Here is a 19,351-nt window from a genome sequence, read left to right on the forward strand (position 1 = left end):
TAAATACCTAGATTTTGTACAAACAAGACCATAGCATTTTCCTAAGTTTACCATGGCAACATTACCAAAAAACAACTAAAGGTGAGAATACCCCGCCCATAGAAGTATTTTTTATCCAAAAAAAACTCTAAGAAAGGCGGTATCTCACCTATGAAAAGTATATCATTCAAACTAGATGAGAATAAAGTGGTAAATACTTCTGCGTGGCTTGTTTCCTTAATTCAATTTGCTAATAAACTTAACTTCTTTGATGCTTTTAAATATTTCAACCTAAAAATGAAAAGCGTCAACTATACAAATCTGAACAGATTACAAACACTAGTAGCTTCCATTGTAATGGGGTGCAACTACACTAGTGATATCAATGAAAAATTAGTTCCTGATACAACGGCTGCTAAACTCCTAGGAATGAATAAGTTTCCTGATCAATCTCAAATTAATCGTTTCTTGAGTAGGTTTGATGAGACTAATATAGATCAACTAGAATTCATTCATCACAACTTCTTTATGGAAAATGCCCTAGCTCTATCAAGTAAAGATCCTGTCATTGTAGACTTTGACATGAGTGGCCTTGTAGCTTCTGGCAGAACCTATGAATTAGCTGAAAAAGGCTACTTTCCTAGAAAAAGAGGCGAAAAGGGCTATCAACTATCTACTGCTTTTGTAGGGGATACAGGTGAAACCGTATCTATGTTCCTTGACCCAGGTAATACCTCCTGCACCAGTAGATTTGAAGATTTATTAAAATCAACTACCCTTAAATTCAGGGAACATGTATCTAAAGATAACTTGATTATTCGAGCTGATTCAGGCTATGGCTCCTTTGAAAATATCCAATTACTTAAAGCTACAGGAGCCAAATTTGTAGTAAAGGGCTTTTCAACTCAGCAATCTAAAAACCTTGCAAAATCAGTGCAAAAACACCAGTGGCAAAAAATTAATATCCAAGTACACGTTGCAGAAATCCCTAGCTCTACAGGTTTAAGAATTATTGTTTGTGAATTCGTTGGTAAGGATGGAAAAATTAAATACTCTCATTTACTCACCAACATAGGCTCTGAAGAAATGGATGCTATTGAACTATTTCACTTTTACAATGAACGACAAACCATAGAAGCCTTCTTTAGAACCTGTAAAGAAGTATACGGCATTAAGAATTTAAGAACATCTAAATTTTATGGAATCTACGGATTTTTGTGGTTAGTATTCATCAGTCATAACTTGATTACTTTGATGAAAAATACAGCCTTTAGCACTTCTAAGCTTAAGGATATGGGTATTAATTCACTGATAAAAAAACTAGGGACAATTTCTGCTAAGGTAATAGAATTAAAAAATCATGTTGAGATTATTATACCTAGCCTATCAGAACTGGCAAAATTATTTGTTGAAGCATTACAGCCTAAGTATGTTCAATTAAGTTTCCATGATTTTCTAAATACAGCTTAGTTATTTGTACAAAACTTAGGTAAATAAACCTAAACTTTTGTTCCATCGAAAGTAACATTTTTTTAAAAAAAATAACCGAAATAAGTCTGAGTAGGATTCGAAGTGTATATAGGGGTAGTGGGAGCATCCTTGCAGTTATCTATACTCTGAGAAAATACTGCAAATATTCTCTTAGGATATAGATAAATGCACCTGCCTCCTTGTTGTTATAAGCAATGGATTTCATATAGCAGATGATCTGGTTCTATTGTGAGAAAGCGAATATGCTTTACTCGATAAAATTGATTGTAAGCTACGTGCTCATCAGGACTGTATTGGGCAGAGATTTCCTCCGTTATCCCAAAATGATTTTCAAAACGCATTGGGGTTCCAGGTGCTGTGGCGATATAGATATTTACCCCATAGCCTGCCGGAGTTTGAGCAGCATTAGCAGTGTAACTCAATATGAAATGAATCTTGTATTCTTCCAGCTGTTCTTTTTTTTCCGCACCAGCAAAAACGATACTGCTATTGAAGAGCTTGTTATTTGAGTGAAGAAGCTCATGGCCTATGAAAGCTTCTTTAACCCATATATTTTGGTTTTGTTTCATAAAAATTCCCCCTTATAGAAAATAGTCTATTTAGGGGGATTGAATTTATTCATTCGTAAATATTATGATTTTCTATACAGGAATAGGCTTTTTATATAGCTTGACCTATTTTCTTGCACACTCTGACGCGGAGCCCTTTAGAATTTCCAAACCGTGAGCGATGTGGGGGATGATATATTCCAAGCTTTCACGAACCGCCTTGGGGCTGCCCGGTAAATTGATAATAAGCGTATCCTTGCGGATGCCGGATATAGCCCGGGAGAGCATGGCTCTCGGCGTAATTTTGAGACTATTATAGCGGATGGCCTCTGAGATGCCTGGGGTTAATCTTTCTACTACGGTGAGGGTAGCCTCCGGAGTGATATCCCTTTTAGAGAAACCGGTACCTCCTGAGGTTAAAAGCAAATCTACTTTCAGCTCATCAGCCATGTGAATCATCTCCGCTGCCAGCAATTCCTTTTCATCTGGCAGAATTGTGTATTTCTTAAGAATATAACCCTGTTGCTCCATCATTTCCTGTATCACTCTACCGCTTTCATCTGCCCGCTCTCCTTTAGAACCCTTATCGCTGGAGATGAGAATACCTAGTGTAAACATAAAAGACCTCCCTTGTATAAATCTATAATTCGATGATTTCATATTCCTGTTCTAGGGTGTTGATAAATAGAATCTTTCTTCTCAGCAGTTCACCGCGGCCAATGATCACCTTTATGGCTTCGCTAACCTGGATGGAGGCAACCAAGGCCGGTGTAAAGGAAGGGTTGCCTAATTCCTTTTCCAACCCTTTTGCCTGGCGGTCAGGATATAGAAAGTTTAGGGTTTTGTCTCCTGGAAAAATTGTACTTACCTGACCGTACCAACCGGCAATCGCTCCGTGGATCAACGGAATATTCAATTGTTCAGCAGCTTCCTGCAGAACAAATCGGCTTTCAATATTATCCAGGGCATCCATAATCAACTCATGACCCTTTAGAATAGCTATTGCATTCTCGGAATCCAGTCTTTGCACGAAAGGTTCTACGTGGACAAAAGGATTCACTAAAGCCATTCTTTCCTTGGCTTTAACTGCCTTTGGTTGACCAAGAGAGGGTACATCAGATAGAATCTGGCGATTTAGATTAGATTCTTCAAAAACATCTCCATCTACAGCCGTAATGGTGCCTATCCCTATTCTGCCTAACATTTCGATAATGTGCCCTCCAAGACCGCCGCAGCCTACCACGCATATGCGAACTCTATTCAAGCCTTCGTTTTCAGCGTGAGAAAGCATGGACATATTTCTACTATATCTTTTCAAATCAACAACCTCCTATTTTCCCAGGATTTGTTCTGGTTTGCTTAAAACAGTAGTTTTAGAAGGGAACCACATTACCCAATTGAGGTGGTTCCGCAGTAGAAAGCTGATCTAGATCAGAACAGTCAATGCCATATTTCTCAATTTTTCTGTATAAAGTGTTCCTGCCGATGCCTAGTGCATCCGCAGTAAGGGAAATATTTCCTTTATATTTTTTGATTACTTTTAAAATATGCTGGTGCTCTACCTGATCCAGGGTGAAGATACTTTCTTTCACTGGCGCAATCGGAATCTTTTTGTGGTCCTGACCTGCTGCTATATCAAGGGGAATATATTCTGTATTAATAATTAGCTCAATGAGATTCTCTAACTCACGGATATTTCCCGGCCATGGATGGTGGATAAAATGATCCATATAAGCTGGCGGTATTTCAACAGGTCTCTTATTTAGGCGTCTGGATAAGGTTTCCATAAAGTATTCAATGAGCAGGGGAATATCATCCTTCCTTTCCCGAAGGGGTGAGAGATATATGGGCAGTACGTGAAGACGATAATAGAGATCCTTTCTGAAATGGCCTTTTTCCACCTCCTGGCGCAGATCCTTGTTCGTAGCGGCAATAATCCGGACATTTACCGGAATTTGTTTGGAACCTCCAACACGAATGACAGTACTCTCCTCGATAACCCGAAGTAAATTCGTCTGCATATCGAGAGGCATTTCTCCAATTTCATCTAGAAAAATCGTTCCTCCATCGGCCATTTCAAATTTACCTGCATTTCCTCCTTTTCTGGCTCCTGTAAAAGCTCCCTCTTCATACCCGAAAAGCTCAGATTCGATCAGGTTTCTCGGTATTGCACCGCAATTCACAGCAATAAAAGGTTCTTCCTTGCGGTTACTGTAATTGTGAATAGACTGTGCAAAAATTTCTTTGCCTGTTCCGCTTTCACCCATAATAAGAATTGTGGATTTACTGTCTGCGATTTTTTTTGCATATTCAATGGTCTGTATAAAGCGTTCATTTTTCCCGATAATTTTATCAAAGGTATAAATGGCCTGCCTGCCGATAATTTTGGTAGCTAGCTTGCGGGCTCTTTTTACTTCCTTGAATACATATGTGATTTCCCGCAAGATTCCTTCGCTGTCAAAAATTGGATATGCGCTGAGATTGAGTTGGAGTTTGTTTTTACGGGCATTTACATAAACATCTTCATCAATAAAGCTGCTCTTTCCCAAAAGATTGTCTTTTACTTGGGTCCAGCCTTCGAATAAATGCCATATCTTCATTTGATGCATTTCTTTTTCGTCGTAGCCAAAGATTTCAGTGACAGACTTATTAATAGCTTTGATTTTACCGTTCAGATCAGAGGTGAGTATGCCGGCAGGAATAGAATCAATGATGGTTTCAATATGCTTCTTTGCTATGGTAAGTTCATCGTTATAGCTTTTTGCCTCCAGCATTTTTTCAATTGCATTAGCGGCTGCTACTACCATGCCCAGGGTGTGAGAATGTACGAGATCACTATAGCCTGTCAAATCTAAGGTGCCGATGATCTCTCCCTGGGGATTGCGGATAGGCGCGGCAGAGCAAGTCCAGCGGTGATAGGCACGAATGTAATGCTCCTTGCCGGAAACCTGCACCGGCATTCCCTCTGCAATCGCTGTACCCATAGCGTTGGTACCGATATGCGCTTCAGCCATAGATGCCCCGGGGATCATTTCTAATTCAAAGGCTTCTGATAAAATCTCCTCATCACCGATAACGCTGAGAATACAGCCCTCTCCATCAGTCAAAATGGCAAAAAAGTTAGAGCCCTTTACAAAATTATATAATTGGTTCATGAATGGTTCTGCACTGAGAATCAGATTTCTGTTTTCTGCAAGTTTCTTCTGCAGAAAATCATCGGTGAGAACTCTGCTGCTGTAGATACGCGAATATTCAATACCCATCTGTCTGCACCGATGGTGAGAACGCTCAATATAGGATTTTTCAAATATAAAATTTGCATTGTTTCTCAAGGACAACGCCTCCAAAGATCATTGTAGGTTTTGTTTGATTCCATTATATCATTTTTATTGAATAGATCACAAAACAAAATCAAGCAGCTCATAGAATATATAAAATTTTCCTAAGAATTCGATAAAAATACTAAGCAGGCAGGAAATTTAAATGATATAATAAGGTTGATGCTTGTCAAATATATATCAATTTAAAGCAGAATATGAATAAAGAGGAGTATTTTACCATAAGGGGGAGGTACCATGGGTAGAGAAATTTTGACGCAGGAAAACTATTCAAGGCTGAATGAAATTATTCTTCAGCATAAGGGGAAAAAGGGAGCATTAATGCCGATTCTTCACGAAGGGCAGAAAATTTTCGGATGTCTTCCCCTGGAGGTCCAGAAAAGAATTTCTGAGGAGTTAAATGTGCCAATGGCTGAAATCTATGGGGTGGTTACATTTTATTCACAGTTTACCCTAGAGCCAAAAGGGGAGTATACCATTGGGGTATGTCTGGGAACAGCTTGTTATGTAAAAGGGGCACAGAAGATAATTGATAAGATTAAACGGGAGGTCAATGTAGAAATTGGAGCCACCTCACCGGATGGAAAGTTTTCATTAGAAGCAACGCGATGTATCGGAGCATGTGGATTGGCACCGGTTTTGACTGTAAATGAGGATGTATATGGACGACTGGTAGAAGGAGACGTACCAGGAATTATTGCAAAATACTAGGGGGAAGTCATTTTTAAAGAGGAGGGATTGGGAATGAAGTCATTAGAAGAATTAGAAAAGATCAGGGAAGAAGCTTTGAAAAAGGTAGATATCCGCCATGATCGGGAAGGGACGAGAATTGTAGTAGGAATGGCTACCTGTGGAATTTCTGCAGGTGCAAGGCCTGTTTTAATGGCCTTAGTGGAGGAAGTCAAGAAAAGAAATTTGAAGGAAGTGGTGGTCAGCCAAACCGGATGTATCGGCGTTTGCAGATTAGAGCCAATCGTAGAGGTTTATCGGCCGGGCCATGAGAAAGTAACCTATGTAGAAATGACTGTTGATAAAGCGAAGAGAGTGCTCCTAGAGCATATCGTCAACGGCAATGTAATAGATGAATATACCATTGGAGCAGTAAAATAACCAGTAAGAAATCACAGGACGAGGGAGGGTGAAACATGGAATTATATCGATCACACGTTTTAATCTGTGGTGGTACAGGATGTACTTCCTCAGGTTCTAAAAATATTGAAGAGGTTTTTCGTGCTGAGTTAAGCAAATATAATCTGACAAATGAAGTAAAACTCGTTCGAACAGGCTGCTTTGGTCTTTGCGAAGCAGGCCCCATCGTAATCATCTATCCGGAAGGAGCATTCTACAGCCATGTAAAGGTGAAAGATGTGACACGGATTACAGAGGAACATTTGCTGAAGGGCAGAATCGTTACGGATTTATTGTTCAAAGAGTCTGTAGTAGATAGTAAAGTCCGCTCCATCAATGAAGTAGACTTTTATAAAAAGCAGCAGCGGGTTGCTTTAAGAAACTGCGGGGTCATCAACCCGGAGGATATCACTGAATACATCGCCTTTGACGGGTATAGGGCATTAGGTAAAGTACTAACAGAGCTGCAGCCCGAAGATGTTATTGAGATTGTCAAGAAATCCGGTCTGAGAGGCCGCGGGGGCGGAGGGTTTCCTACAGGCTTAAAATGGGAATTCACTTATCGGGCACAGGGAGACCAAAAATATGTAGCCTGTAATGCCGATGAGGGAGACCCTGGTGCATTCATGGACCGTTCAGTACTGGAGGGAGACCCCCATGCTGTGATAGAGGCGATGGCCATCGCAGGCTATGCGGTAGGAGCCGATCAGGGATACATATATGTAAGAGCAGAATATCCTATTGCAGTCCATAGGCTTCAAATTGCCATTGATCAGGCAAAAGAATATGGGCTCTTGGGAAAAAATATTTTTGGCACCGAATTTAGTTTTGATTTGGAGATTCGCCTAGGAGCAGGGGCTTTTGTGTGTGGGGAAGAAACTGCCTTATTAAATTCCATAGAAGGAAAAAGAGGAATGCCAAGACCCCGACCGCCTTTTCCGGCAGTGAAGGGATTGTGGCAAAAACCCACACTGTTAAATAACGTAGAAACCTATGCCAACATTCCTCAGATCATACTCAAAGGACCTGAGTGGTTTGCCGGCATCGGTACAGAAAAGTCAAAAGGGACAAAGGTATTCGCATTGGGAGGCAAAATTAATAATACAGGCCTTTTAGAGATTCCTATGGGAACGACCCTTAGAGAGGTAATTTTTGAAGTGGGCGGAGGCATTCCGGATGGAAAAGCCTTTAAAGCCGTTCAGACAGGGGGACCTTCCGGCGGATGTATCACAGCAGATTATCTGGATACCCCTATAGATTATGATAATTTGATTGCATTAGGATCCATGATGGGTTCAGGTGGAATGATCGTCATGGATGAAGATAATTGTATGGTTGATATCGCCAGGTTTTTCCTGGATTTTACCGTAGATGAATCCTGCGGCAAATGTACTCCTTGCCGTGAAGGCACCAAACGGATGCTGGAGATCCTGGAAAAAATTACAGAGGGAAAAGGAACTCCTGCGGATATAGAAAAACTGGAAAGTCTGGCCAATACCATTAAATCTTCCTCTTTATGTGGATTAGGACAGACTGCACCAAATCCGGTATTATCTACTTTAAGATATTTTAGAAATGAATATGATGCCCATGTCCATGAGAAAAGATGTCCCGCCGGGGTTTGTCAAGCGCTGTTGTCTTATTTAATAATACCTGAAGCCTGTAAAAAATGTGGGATTTGTGCAAATAAATGTCCTGTTGGCTGTATTGACGGTGTTAAGGGAAAAGAGGCATATAAGATCAGACAGGAACAGTGTATCAAGTGTGGTGCCTGTATGGAGGCATGTCCTTTTAAGGCCATTGAAAGAAAATAAACAGAGGCGTGAGCAAACAATTCTTTCATAACGAAAAATATTGAAAAGGGGAAGCGCAGATGATTACCATAACCATAAATGATCAGAAGGTTCAAGTGGAAAATAGCTCCACAATCCTTCAAGCTGCTGAGCAACTTGGAATCCGGATTCCTACCTTCTGCCACGACAAAAGATTAGTACCTCATGGAGCGTGCAGAATCTGTGTTGTGGAGGTAGAAGGAGCACGCAACCTAATGACGGCCTGTACCACTCCTGTAGCTGAAGGAATGGTGCTGTACACCGATAGCGATAAGGTTGCTAAAACCAGAAAAGAAATTCTGGAACTGATGATAGAAAATCATCCGTTGGATTGTTTAACCTGTGAGAAGGCAGGGGATTGTAAACTCCAGGATTATTGCTACCAGTATGATGTTAAGGAAGGACCCTTTCATGGGGTAAAGAAAAGCTATAAGGTAGACGATACGAATCTGTTCTATACCAACAATCAAAATAAATGTATTTTATGCGGCAAGTGTGTGAGAGTATGCAATGAGCTCCAATGTACAGGGGCCATCGGTCAATTTGAAAGAGGCTTTGATACCCATGTAGGAGCACCTTTTGATAAGGGGATGGAACACTCTAATTGCGTATCCTGTGGCAATTGTGTATCTGTCTGTCCTGTTGGGGCACTGATGCCAAAGAGCAAGGAAAGATTTAGATATTGGGAAACGCAGAAAGTGAGAACCACCTGCTCCTACTGTGGTGTAGGCTGCCAAATGGATTTAGTGGTAAAAGACAATAAAATCGTAGACGTTAAGCCTGCAGAAGGTCCAGCAAATGACGGACTGTTATGTGTAAAAGGGAAATTCGGGTACAATTTTGTAAATCATCCCGATCGTCTGAAGACACCGTTGATTAAGAAAAATGGGAGATTTAAGGAAGCTACCTGGGATGAAGCTTATGCCTTGATTGTAGACAAAATAAAGAATACAAAAGACAGATATGGAGCAGATGCATTGGCAGGCCTCAGTTCTGCCCGATGTACCAATGAAGAAAACTATTTGATGCAGAAGCTGTTTAGAGCAGTAATCGGCACAAACAATATAGACCACTGTGCCCGCCTCTGACATGCAGCTACGGTTGCAGGTCTTGCAACAACACTAGGCAGCGGTGCCATGACAAACAGCATTAACGAGGTACTGGATACGAATGTAATATTTGTTACAGGTTCTAATACCACAGAGAGTCACCCGGTCATCGGGGCAAAAATCCGGCAGGCTGTTCAAAGAGGCGCAAAGCTGATTGTGGCTGAACCAAGGAAAATTGATCTGGCTAAGGATGCAGAGGTTTTTATACAGATTAAGCCGGGAACCAATGTTGCCCTTTTCAACGGAATGATGCATGTCATTTTGGAAGAAGGACTGCATAATAAAGATTTTATAGCAGAAAGAACAGAGAATTTCGAAGCGCTGGAGAAAATGCTAAAAGCCTATACACCGGAAAGAGCAGCGGAGATCTGCGAGGTTGATGCAGAAGATATCCGAAGAGCTGCCAGATTATATGCTCAGGCGGATAAGGCGAGCATCTTCTACTGCATGGGAATCACACAGCATACTAACGGCGTGAACAATGTTATGTCTATATCTAACCTTGCCATGCTGTGCGGACAGATTGGAAGAGAATCTACGGGTGTAAACCCATTAAGAGGACAAAATAATGTGCAGGGAGCCTGCGACATGGGCGCACTGCCCAATGTATACCCTGGATATCAACCAGTGAATAAACCGGAAATCACTGAAAAGTTTGAAAAGGCATGGGGTACTGGTTTATCTGAAAAGCCGGGACTAACCGTGTCAGAGATCATGAATGCCGCCGGCCACGGAGACATTAAATTCCTGTATATCATGGGTGAAAATCCTATGGTATCGGATCCCGATACAACCCATGTGAAGCATGCTCTGGAACACACAGAGTTTTTAGTGGTACAGGATATCTTTATGACAGAGACTGCACAGTTTGCCCATGTAGTATTACCGGCAGCCGCCTTTGCAGAAAAGGATGGAACCTTCAGCAATACAGAAAGAAGAGTGCAAAGAGTTCGTAAGGCTGTGGAACCCGTAGGTCATGCAAAGCCTGATTGGAAGATATTGATGGAATTGATGAATCACCTGGGATACCAGAAGATGTATAGACATCCCGAAGAAATAATGGAAGAAATTGCTTCTGTTACACCTTCCTACGGTGGTATCACCTATGAGCGTATCGATGAAAAAGGAATCCAATGGCCCTGTCCTACCCCGGATCATCCGGGAACCAAGTTCCTGCACAAGGGGAGTTTTGCCCGTGGCAAGGGACAATTTATGTCATTAGAGCATAAGCCATCTGCGGAAGAGGTGGATCCAGATTATCCGTTGCTTCTAACTACTGGACGAATCCTATATCATTATCATACGAGAACCATGACCGGCAAGGTGGATGGTTTAAACAGAATTGCACCGGAAAGTTTTATAGAGATTCATCCCCACACTGCTGCAGGGTTGAAAATCCAAAACGGCGAGTATGTGCGGGTATCTTCCAGGAGAGGCAGCATTGTTACAAAGGTTAAAGTTGTAGATACCATTGAGAAAAAGGTAGTATTTATGCCTTTCCATTATGCAATAGGCGCTGCCAATATGTTGACCAATACGGCACTAGATCCTACTTGTAAGACGCCGGAACTAAAGGTTTGTGCAGTAGTGGTAGAAAAGCTGTCCCAGACAGAACTGGATAGTTTGAGAAGCTACGCTGCAGCCGGGTTTATAGGCTAACATGATTGAGATGTCCAAAAGGACATCTCAAATTTTATCCGGTTGTCTTCTTTTGACGTAAATAAAGGGGTTTTGGTAAAATAAAGACAAGAACAACGAGGGGGTACCCTATGAAAACAACGGATACAGCCATTATTTTAGCAGGGGGAAAAAGCACTAGAATGGGCTTTGACAAACAACTGTTAAGGTTTGGAGAACAGCCATTAATCGTGATGCAAATAGAAATGCTGAAAAGAATTTTCCAGGAAATCATTATCGTTACGAATACCCCTGAGCAGTATAGACATCAATCCTGTATTGTCATAGAAGATGAGAAAAAGAACTTTGGCCCATTGGGAGGAATACATGCAGGACTAAAGGCCTCCAGCAATCAGTACAGCTATGTCATCGCCTGTGATATGCCTCATATTCACATAGAGTATATACAATATATGAAAACCTTAATCCATACAGCTGAAAAGGATCTTGAAGCTGTAGTGACAATGCTGGGTGAATGGCTGGAGCCTTTCAATGGGTTTTACGGCAAATATCTGATCCCTAAAATAGAAGAAAAGATTCAGCAGAAGGAACATAGAATTTTTAATTTGCTAAATGGAGCTGAGGTTTTATATATCCCAGAAGCTATAGCCCGAAGATTTAGTCCAAAATGGGAAATGTTTATGAATCTAAACACTGCTGAAGATGTTAAACGTTATGCAGCAGCTACAGAGGGGGATAGACCTGAATGGAGTGTACAAAAAAAGTTGAGTTGAATCGATATGATGGAGGATCGGCAGCCAGGATAGTGGATGAAGTGATCACTGAATATCCATTCACGGTTTTTGTTAATGGAGAAGAGCTGATTACTTTGCTATGTTCACCAAAAGCATTAGATTACTTGGCCATAGGCTTTTTACTGTCCGAAGGGCTTATTCATCAGAAAACTGATCTGGTACGATGGCAGGTGGATGAAGAAAAAGGAAGAATTGAAATTGAGGCTCTTGGCACAAGCTCCCTAGTCAAAGAACTTCTGGGAAAGAGAACCCTGACTACCGGTTGCGGCAAGGGCACCATTTTTTATAATGTAGTAGATTCCTTCCAAAGCAAGGGAATCCATTGTAATCTGCAGTTCTCTGCTTCTGACCTCTTACAGCTGATGAATCGATTTAACAAGGATTCAGAGCTCTTTTTAAAAACCGGCGGGGTACACAGCACCGCTTTAAGCGATGGAAAAGAGTTTTTGTTGTTTCATGAAGATGTTGGGAGGCACAATGCACTGGATAAGATGATCGGAGAAGCTTTTTTAAAGGAGATTAGCCTAAAAGATAAGATTGTACTGACCAGCGGCAGGATATCCTCAGAGATGCTGATTAAGGCCGCAAAAAGGGAAATACCTGTTATCCTATCCCGATCAGCTCCTACAGACCTGTCCATAGCCCTTGGGGAAACCTTGGGAATAACAGTGATTGGCTTTGCCCGGGGCGGGAAAATGAACGTCTATACAGGGACTCAAAGGATAGTCTTTGATGGGGTTAACAGAAAGTAATGGTTTTTTTTATAGGAGCATGTTATAATTTTCTAAAGAATCAAATAACTGAATGATTGAAATTTCCGAGTTATATCTTCTAAAGCAGAAGCCATGGAGATATAGCCGATGGGTGTAAGGAGAAATTTTTACGCCTCCCGTGATTGGAAAGGAAAACACTTTGATTATCTTATAATTATAACAATCCTTTCCAGGGTTGTTTTTTATTTTTCAGGCAGCTGATAGATTGGAGGAAGGAAAATGAAGTCTTGGAGAAGAAAAGGGAGGGTATTGACTTTAGTTGCTGTGTTTGTAGTTATTGCCGTGATAGGGTGTACAAAGCCTGCTGTTGCTCCTGGACACCTGGCAGAGCAGGAAAAGTCAGGGAAGGAAGCCGGCGGCAGTTTGATTATGGCTACCACTACCAGTACGGAGAACAGCGGGCTTTTAACTTTCCTACTTCCCAAATTTAAAGAAGATACAGGCATCGATGTGAAAGTGGTTGCAGTTGGTACGGGGCAGGCCTTGAAACTAGGAGAAGACGGAGAGGCTGACGTATTATTGGTGCATGCTAAGAGTGCGGAGGAGGATTTTGTAAAAGCCGGGCACGGCCTAGAACGGTTTGATGTGATGTACAACGATTTTGTTCTCATTGGACCAGAGGAAGATCCGCTGCAGATTAAAGAACTGGCTGGCAGAGACATCGCTGCAGCATTTCAACGGATTTATGAAGAAAAAGGAAAGTTTTTATCCAGAGGAGATGATTCGGGTACCCACAAAGCGGAGCTAAAGCTCTGGAAGGAAATAAATGTGGAACCTGCTGGAGATTGGTATTTTTCCGTAGGAAGAGGTATGGGAGAAGTCATACAAATGTCTGACGAAGTTAGGGGGTATAGCTTATCTGATAGGGCTACTTATCTATCCATGCGGGATAAGCTAGACTTAGATATTCTTGTGGAAGGGGACAGCAAACTGTTTAATCAATATGGTGTAATCGCTGTAAACCCCAATAAAAATGATAAAATCAATAAGGAAGGTGCTCAGGCTTTCATAGAATGGATTCTTTCAGAGAAGGGGCAAAATCTTATTGCTGAATTTGGAAAAGTGCAGTATGGTCAATCTCTATTTATACCTAACGCAAATAAATGATTGGAGTGAACCAGGTGAGCCAAATGTGGTTAGGATTAAAGCAGGCTTTGAACTTATTATTCTCTTTGGATCAAGAAGTATATAAAATTATCATGCTTTCTCTTTCTGTTTCCCTTACGGCCACTTTTATATCATCAATTATAGGAGCACCCCTAGGCATTTTTATCGGAATTAAGAATTTTCCCTTTAAGAGAATTTTGGTGAGGCTTCTTTATACCATGATGAGTATACCTCCTGTGATTGCAGGTCTGGTAGTGTTTCTCATTATTTCCAGAAAAGGCCCCTTTGGTTATCTGGGATTGGTATATACACCTGCTGCCATGATTATTGCACAAAGCTGTCTGATAACGCCTATTATCATGGGCATAGTCTACAATGGCACCAAAGAAAGAGGCAGTCTTATAAAGGCTTTAGGAAAAACCTTAGGTGCCAGTTCTGGGCAGGCCATGCTGCTGTTAATCCGGGAGCTGCGCACTAATATACTGTCCGCAGTAGTAACCGGCTATGGCAGGGCGGTTTCAGAAGTAGGTGCAGTGATGATTGTAGGAGGCAATATCAAGGGACATACACGGGTAATGACAACTACTATAGCCATGCTCCAGAGTATGGGAGATTATTCTACGGCTATTGCCATTGGAATTGTTTTATTGGGTATATCTTTTTTGATCAATTCCATACTATATCATTTTCAACAGGGAGCGTAGAATATGAATGTGTTACTTCGTAATATTGTAAAGGTTTACGAACAATTTCCGGCTTTAGAGATTGAGGAGTGGTCCATCAAAAGCGGAGCCCTATGGGGGCTAATAGGACCTAACGGAGCAGGAAAGAGTACCTTATCAAAAATTATTGGAAGACTGGAAGCAGCAACCGCTGGTGAAATTAGCTATGACGGCAATCCCTACACAACACAGCTTCAGAAAGAGATGACAGTGGTTTTCCAAAAGCCTTATCTATTGCGTACTACCGTTTGGGAAAACATTGCCTATCCCTTAAAAATAAGGGGCTATGGCACTAAAGAGATCAAAAATGCTGTAGAAGATATCCTATACCAGATGGAAATTGGACCAATCATGCATCAAAAATCCTGGACCTTATCCGGTGGGGAAGCACAGAAAGTAGCATTGGCTAGAGCCTTAGTATTTAAGCCAAGGCTGTTAATACTGGATGAACCAACGGCCAATATAGACCCTGCAGCAGTTGCGGTGATGGAAAAAATGATTCGACGTGCTAATGAGGAGGCGCAAATAACGGTCCTTATGGTTACCCACAGCCTGCAGCAAGCTAAACGCCTGTGCAAGGAGGTTGCTTTCATGCATAGAGGCAAGATTGTAGAAGCTGGACCAACAGAACAAATATTATATCATCCCAGCAGTGCGCTGACGAAAAAATTTGTGCAGGGAGAACTGCTGATTGACTAGGGGGAAGAGGCTATGAAGCTGTTAAAGGTAGATTCAGTTGAAGAGACGAAACGAAAAATGGATCATTATTTTGAGGGAATCAGCCTAGATGTAGAGTGGATTGATATTGCCCAAGCATTAGGAAGAATCGCTGCTGAAAATCTTTATGCGCAACGGGAAGTCCCAGAATTTCCACGGTCAACCGTAGATGGGTATGCAGTTATGGCGAAGGATACCTATGGGGCCAGTGAGAGTCTTCCTACTTTCCTTCAGCTTGAGGGGAATGTAGAAATGGGTGAAGCGGCTGCTCAGAAAATTGTGCCCGGTAAAGGGGTATATGTTCCTACGGGAGGAATGCTACCGAATGGAGCTGATGCCATGGTGATGATCGAATATGTGGAAAGTCTGGATGGGGATACCATCGCGGTTTATAAAGCCGTTGCACCGGGAGAGGGTATCATGCAACAAGGAGAAGATATTCAAAAAGGGGAGCCTGTTGTAGCAAAAGGGAAAAAACTAAAACCTCAAGATATAGGAATGTTAGCTGCTGCTGGGATCTTCAGTATTAAAGTCTTTAAAAAACCCAGAGTTTTCGTTATCTCTACTGGGGATGAACTGGTACATCCCAAAGAAGAAACAAAGCTGGGGCAGGTCCGCGATATCAATACTTATACCCTGTCTGCCATGGCATTGGCCTGCAATGCAGAAGTAGTAGGGCAGGTTATTGTTAGAGATGATTTTCAACTCTTACAGAATACCGTAAAGCATGCTATCGAAAAGAGTGACGTGGTGGTGGTCTCAGGAGGCAGTTCTGTTGGAAAAAAGGACGTGACAGCAAAAGTGATTGACAGCTTAGGGGAGCCAGGTGTTTTTATTCATGGGGTAGCTGTAAAGCCAGGCAAGCCTACCATTATTGGCAGGGTTGGCGATACAGCAGTTTTTGGCCTTCCGGGGCACCCCGTTTCAGCCATGATTATCTATAAGGTGTTTGTGGAATATATCTTAAGACGCCTGCAACAGCTTGAGGAAGCTCAGGAAGTAGTGATTTATGGAATCTGCGATGCCAATATCCATTCATCGCCGGGAAAGGAAACCTACCAGATGGTTCAACTGGAAGAGCGGGATCATCAATGGATTGTAAAACCCATATATGGAAAATCTGGAGCGATCTCATTGATGACAAAGGCTCATGGATATATTAAAATCCGGGAAAATCAAGAAGGGATTCACAAAGGTGAAGGCGTAGAGGTCATATTATTATAAAGAAGCGGGGGATGAGGCTTTGAGAAAGGACGATAGAAACTTATACTTATCTAATGTTGCTGTAGAAGAAGCACTGGGATTGTTTTTTCAAAAAATAAGACAAAGCAATGAACTGGTCAAAATAGAATATATTGAAGCAATAGCTGCTTTAGGAAGAGTGACTGCATTACCGGTTTTCGCCCGATTATCTTCACCGAACTACAATGCCTCTGCTATGGATGGCATTGCTGTAAGAGCAGAAGCAACCTATGGGGCATCTGAAAGAAATCCCTTGCAATTGAAAAAACATCAGGACTACATTACGGTAGATACGGGGGATCCCATATTTGAACCCTACACAGCAGTGATCATGATAGAAGACGTGGTGGAGATCGATGAGGAAACAGTGGAGATTATTCAGGCAGCAGCCCCATGGCAGCATATAAGGCCCATTGGAGAAGACATTGTTGCCAAAGAAATGATTCTTCCCGCAAAGCATAGAATTCGTCCTATGGACATTGGGGCTCTCCTCAGCGGAGGGATTACGGAAATAGCGGTATATAGGAAGCCCACAGTAGGTATTATGCCCACGGGCAGTGAAATCATAGAACCCTATGAGACCATGGAGATCGGCAAAATTATTGAGTCCAATTCACGAATTTTTGAAGGTCTCGTCATTGAGCTTGGGGGAAGGCCTAAAAGATACAGGCCGGTTCCCGATGATTATGGGTCCCTGAAAAATCAAATCCTAGAGGCAATTGCAGAGAATGATATACTGATTGTCAATGCCGGGTCCTCGGCAGGATCAGAGGATTATACAGTGAAGCTGATCCGGGAACTTGGCGAGGTACTGGTTCATGGGATTGCTACAAAGCCTGGAAAACCAACAATTCTTGGATTCATTCAAGGAAAGCCGGTTCTAGGGATTCCGGGCTATCCGGTATCTGCCTATTTTGTGTTTGATACCTTTGCTAAACCTTTGATTCATTATTACTTAGGACAGCCGCTGCCAGTGAGACCATCTGTAAAGGCTGTTCTATCAAAGCGGACTGTATCTTCCTTGAAGCACAGGGAGTACATTCAGGTAAAGCTGGGGCAGGTAGAGGGTCAATTTATCGCTACGCCCTTAAATAGAGGTGCAGGTGTTACCATGTCTTTGGTTAGGGCTGACGGAATATTGGTGATTCCTCAGAACAGTGAAGGGGTAGAGGCTGGAGAGGCTGTAAATATTGAACTGCTTAAACCCCTGGAAGTCATTGAGCGCACTTTGGTATCCATTGGCAGCCATGATTTAATTATGGATTTGATCGCCAATCATATGCATGACCGGGAAGATGGTTACGATTTGTCTTCAGCCCATGTGGGAAGCCTTGGGGGTATTATGGCAATAAAACGAGGAGAAGCCCATCTGGCGCCCATTCATTTATTAGATGAAAGCACCGGTGAATATAATGTTTCTTTTGTTAAGAGATACTTGCCTGGCGGAAAAATGAGCCTAATCAAAGGTGTAAAGAGAATCCAAGGATTTATTGTACAAAAGGGCAATCCCAAAAACATAAAGGATTTTACGGATCTGCAGCGAGCAGATATTCAATTCGTCAACCGGCAGCGTGGGGCCGGTACGAGAATATTGACAGATTACGAACTAAGCAAGAGAAATATAGAACCTGAAAGCATATCGGGATATGACCGGGAAATGACAACCCATATGGCTGTAGCTGCAGCTGTGGCTTCTGGTACAGCACATGTGGGAGTGGGCGTGCTGTCAGCTGCTCAAGCACTGGACTTAGATTTTATTCCTATCGGGGAAGAGGCCTATGATTTCGTAACTTATAGCAAATACCTAAATACACCAGGAGTTAGAACCTTTATTCAGGTCCTCCAATCGAAAGCACTGCAGGAAGAACTGGCGGTACTGGGTGGATATAAATTTGAAGATACGGGCAAGGTTATTGAGATATTATAGCGATGAAAACCTATGGTACGGGTCGAGGAGAGGATAAAAGTGGAAGATACCCTGGGAAGAAGTATAAACTATTTACGAATATCTGTAACGGATTTATGCAATATGCGCTGTAGATACTGCATGCCGGAAGAAGGTATAAGAAAAAAGGAACAGAATGAGATTTTATCTCTTGAGGAGATATTTCAAGTAGTAAAGGCCGCCTCTGAGTTGGGGGTTAACAAGGTGCGCATTACAGGCGGTGAACCTCTGGTTCGAAAGGATCTGCTAAAGCTCATTGAGAATATTGCATCTCTAGATGCAGTGAAAGATTTGGCATTGACTACCAATGGAACGATGCTCAAAAAATATGCCCGAGATTTAAAAGAGGCTGGTTTAAAGAGAGTAAATGTCAGTTTAGATACGCTTGATGAAGGAAAGTACAGAGAGATCACCAGAGGAGGTCATCTAAGCAATGTGCTGGAGGGTTTAGAGGAAGTCAAAAGGGTAGGTCTGCTTCCGTTGAAAATCAATGTGGTCCTTATTGGAGGGTTCAATGATAGTGAAATTAGGGAATTTGTTCAATGGACAGCAGAAGAACCAATAGATGTTCGATTTATTGAACTAATGCCCATTGGACAAGCGGCAGGCTGGGCAAAAACCAACTTTATATCCAACAATACAGTAAAGGATCGCATACCAGAATTGATGCCAATTTATACGGGGGATAAATCCAGCCCGGCGAAGTACTATCGATTGCCTAATGGAAAGGGAAAGGTAGGCCTCATCAACCCCATCAGCAGTCATTTTTGCAAATACTGCAATCGTATGCGGCTGACCGCCGATGGCCGACTAAAGCCATGTCTTCACTCCAATGAAGAAATCGATGTTAAACTGGCACTGAGAAATGGCGTAAGAGATTTAAAACAGCTTATGGAACAGGCCATTTTAGAAAAGCCGGCCCAGCATACCTTGAACGACCAGGACAATAAACCGATCTACCGCGATATGTTTCGAATAGGAGGATAGA

General features: G+C 42.0%; 17 protein-coding genes and 1 riboswitch. Of the genes, 13 read left to right on the forward strand and 4 right to left on the reverse strand.

What is annotated here, in order from left to right; all coding sequences use genetic code 11:
• Window positions 1-150 precede the first annotated feature (150 nt).
• A complete protein-coding gene (locus BUB56_RS10150) occupies window positions 151-1,449 on the forward strand; it encodes a transposase (protein ID WP_110941041.1) in 1,299 nt (432 codons plus the stop codon).
• A 206-nt stretch (window positions 1,450-1,655) separates the two neighbouring features.
• Here BUB56_RS10150 and BUB56_RS10155 read toward each other — a convergent pair whose 3' ends face one another.
• The 4 genes from BUB56_RS10155 to BUB56_RS10170 form a co-directional block, all read right to left on the reverse strand.
• Window positions 1,656-2,039 carry a hypothetical protein gene (locus tag BUB56_RS10155; protein ID WP_110941209.1) on the reverse strand — a complete coding sequence of 128 codons (384 nt, stop codon included), beginning with the start codon at window positions 2,037-2,039 and terminating at the stop codon, window positions 1,656-1,658.
• A 105-nt stretch (window positions 2,040-2,144) separates the two neighbouring features.
• The gene (locus BUB56_RS10160; protein WP_110941210.1) at window positions 2,145-2,636 is read right to left on the reverse strand and encodes a MogA/MoaB family molybdenum cofactor biosynthesis protein; all 492 of its coding nucleotides are present in this window, start codon (window positions 2,634-2,636) and stop codon (window positions 2,145-2,147) included.
• A 22-nt stretch (window positions 2,637-2,658) separates the two neighbouring features.
• The gene (locus tag BUB56_RS10165; RefSeq protein WP_110941211.1) at window positions 2,659-3,336 is read right to left on the reverse strand and encodes a HesA/MoeB/ThiF family protein; all 678 of its coding nucleotides are present in this window, start codon (window positions 3,334-3,336) and stop codon (window positions 2,659-2,661) included.
• A gap of 55 nt (window positions 3,337-3,391) precedes the next feature.
• A complete protein-coding gene (locus BUB56_RS10170; RefSeq protein WP_330392608.1) occupies window positions 3,392-5,350 on the reverse strand; it encodes a sigma-54-dependent Fis family transcriptional regulator in 1,959 nt (652 codons plus the stop codon).
• Between the two features lie 243 nt (window positions 5,351-5,593).
• On the opposite strand from BUB56_RS10170, the gene BUB56_RS10175 reads away from it, so the two are divergent.
• The 12 genes from BUB56_RS10175 to moaA all read left to right on the forward strand — a co-directional run bounded on the left by BUB56_RS10175 (window position 5,594) and on the right by moaA (window position 19,350).
• Window positions 5,594-6,067: an NADH-quinone oxidoreductase subunit NuoE family protein gene (locus BUB56_RS10175; RefSeq protein ID WP_110941212.1), complete on the forward strand. Its 474-nt coding sequence runs from the start codon at window positions 5,594-5,596 to the stop codon at window positions 6,065-6,067.
• 33 nt (window positions 6,068-6,100) lie between these two features.
• Window positions 6,101-6,466, forward strand: a complete 366-nt coding sequence (locus BUB56_RS10180; RefSeq protein ID WP_110941213.1) for a (2Fe-2S) ferredoxin domain-containing protein — start codon at window positions 6,101-6,103, stop codon at window positions 6,464-6,466.
• A 35-nt stretch (window positions 6,467-6,501) separates the two neighbouring features.
• On the forward strand, window positions 6,502-8,298 hold the full coding sequence (nuoF, locus tag BUB56_RS10185; RefSeq protein WP_110941214.1) for an NADH-quinone oxidoreductase subunit NuoF: 1,797 nt from the start codon (window positions 6,502-6,504) through the stop codon (window positions 8,296-8,298).
• A gap of 59 nt (window positions 8,299-8,357) precedes the next feature.
• Complete coding sequence (gene fdhF, locus BUB56_RS10190; RefSeq protein WP_110941215.1) at window positions 8,358-11,084, forward strand: formate dehydrogenase subunit alpha; 2,727 nt, start codon at window positions 8,358-8,360, stop codon at window positions 11,082-11,084.
• Window positions 11,085-11,194: 110 nt separating this feature from the next.
• Window positions 11,195-11,836 carry a molybdenum cofactor guanylyltransferase gene (mobA, locus tag BUB56_RS10195; RefSeq protein ID WP_110941216.1) on the forward strand — a complete coding sequence of 214 codons (642 nt, stop codon included), beginning with the start codon at window positions 11,195-11,197 and terminating at the stop codon, window positions 11,834-11,836.
• Entirely contained in the window at window positions 11,809-12,609 is an 801-nt protein-coding gene (gene fdhD, locus BUB56_RS10200; protein WP_110941217.1) for a formate dehydrogenase accessory sulfurtransferase FdhD, read from the forward strand. Before mobA ends, fdhD begins: the two co-directional genes overlap by 28 nt.
• A 51-nt stretch (window positions 12,610-12,660) precedes the next feature.
• Window positions 12,661-12,779: riboswitch (molybdenum cofactor riboswitch) on the forward strand.
• 70 nt (window positions 12,780-12,849) lie between these two features.
• Entirely contained in the window at window positions 12,850-13,737 is an 888-nt protein-coding gene (locus tag BUB56_RS10205; protein WP_110941218.1) for an ABC transporter substrate-binding protein, read from the forward strand.
• Between the two features lie 23 nt (window positions 13,738-13,760).
• Window positions 13,761-14,441, forward strand: coding sequence for an ABC transporter permease (locus BUB56_RS10210; RefSeq protein ID WP_242946287.1), 681 nt, complete (start codon window positions 13,761-13,763; stop codon window positions 14,439-14,441).
• Window positions 14,442-14,444: 3 nt separating this feature from the next.
• Window positions 14,445-15,158 (forward strand): ATP-binding cassette domain-containing protein, encoded by a 714-nt coding sequence (locus BUB56_RS10215; protein WP_110941220.1) that lies wholly within the window; start codon window positions 14,445-14,447, stop codon window positions 15,156-15,158.
• A 12-nt stretch (window positions 15,159-15,170) separates the two neighbouring features.
• Window positions 15,171-16,400 (forward strand): molybdopterin molybdotransferase MoeA, encoded by a 1,230-nt coding sequence (locus BUB56_RS10220; protein WP_110941221.1) that lies wholly within the window; start codon window positions 15,171-15,173, stop codon window positions 16,398-16,400.
• A 19-nt stretch (window positions 16,401-16,419) separates the two neighbouring features.
• Window positions 16,420-18,345: a molybdopterin biosynthesis protein gene (locus BUB56_RS10225; RefSeq protein WP_110941222.1), complete on the forward strand. Its 1,926-nt coding sequence runs from the start codon at window positions 16,420-16,422 to the stop codon at window positions 18,343-18,345.
• 39 nt (window positions 18,346-18,384) lie between these two features.
• Window positions 18,385-19,350: a GTP 3',8-cyclase MoaA gene (gene moaA / locus BUB56_RS10230; protein WP_110941223.1), complete on the forward strand. Its 966-nt coding sequence runs from the start codon at window positions 18,385-18,387 to the stop codon at window positions 19,348-19,350.
• Window position 19,351 lies beyond the last annotated feature (1 nt).

It is taken from the genome of Geosporobacter subterraneus DSM 17957 (assembly GCF_900142145.1).
GTDB lineage: Bacteria > Bacillota > Clostridia > Peptostreptococcales > Thermotaleaceae > Geosporobacter > Geosporobacter subterraneus.

Excerpts from the sequence above, each read along its gene's own strand:
- BUB56_RS10150 (WP_110941041.1), top strand. The coding sequence starts at position 151 with ATGAAAAGTATATCATTCAAACTAGATGAGAATAAAGTGGTAAATACT.
- BUB56_RS10155 (WP_110941209.1), bottom strand. The coding sequence starts at position 2,039 with ATGAAACAAAACCAAAATATATGGGTTAAAGAAGCTTTCATAGGCCAT.
- mobA (WP_110941216.1), top strand. The coding sequence starts at position 11,195 with ATGAAAACAACGGATACAGCCATTATTTTAGCAGGGGGAAAAAGCACT.
- BUB56_RS10180 (WP_110941213.1), top strand. The coding sequence starts at position 6,101 with ATGAAGTCATTAGAAGAATTAGAAAAGATCAGGGAAGAAGCTTTGAAA.
- BUB56_RS10205 (WP_110941218.1), top strand. The coding sequence starts at position 12,850 with ATGAAGTCTTGGAGAAGAAAAGGGAGGGTATTGACTTTAGTTGCTGTG.
- BUB56_RS10175 (WP_110941212.1), top strand. The coding sequence starts at position 5,594 with ATGGGTAGAGAAATTTTGACGCAGGAAAACTATTCAAGGCTGAATGAA.
- BUB56_RS10160 (WP_110941210.1), bottom strand. The coding sequence starts at position 2,636 with ATGTTTACACTAGGTATTCTCATCTCCAGCGATAAGGGTTCTAAAGGA.
- BUB56_RS10215 (WP_110941220.1), top strand. The coding sequence starts at position 14,445 with ATGAATGTGTTACTTCGTAATATTGTAAAGGTTTACGAACAATTTCCG.
- BUB56_RS10220 (WP_110941221.1), top strand. The coding sequence starts at position 15,171 with ATGAAGCTGTTAAAGGTAGATTCAGTTGAAGAGACGAAACGAAAAATG.
- BUB56_RS10210 (WP_242946287.1), top strand. The coding sequence starts at position 13,761 with ATGTGGTTAGGATTAAAGCAGGCTTTGAACTTATTATTCTCTTTGGAT.
- nuoF (WP_110941214.1), top strand. The coding sequence starts at position 6,502 with ATGGAATTATATCGATCACACGTTTTAATCTGTGGTGGTACAGGATGT.
- fdhD (WP_110941217.1), top strand. The coding sequence starts at position 11,809 with ATGGAGTGTACAAAAAAAGTTGAGTTGAATCGATATGATGGAGGATCG.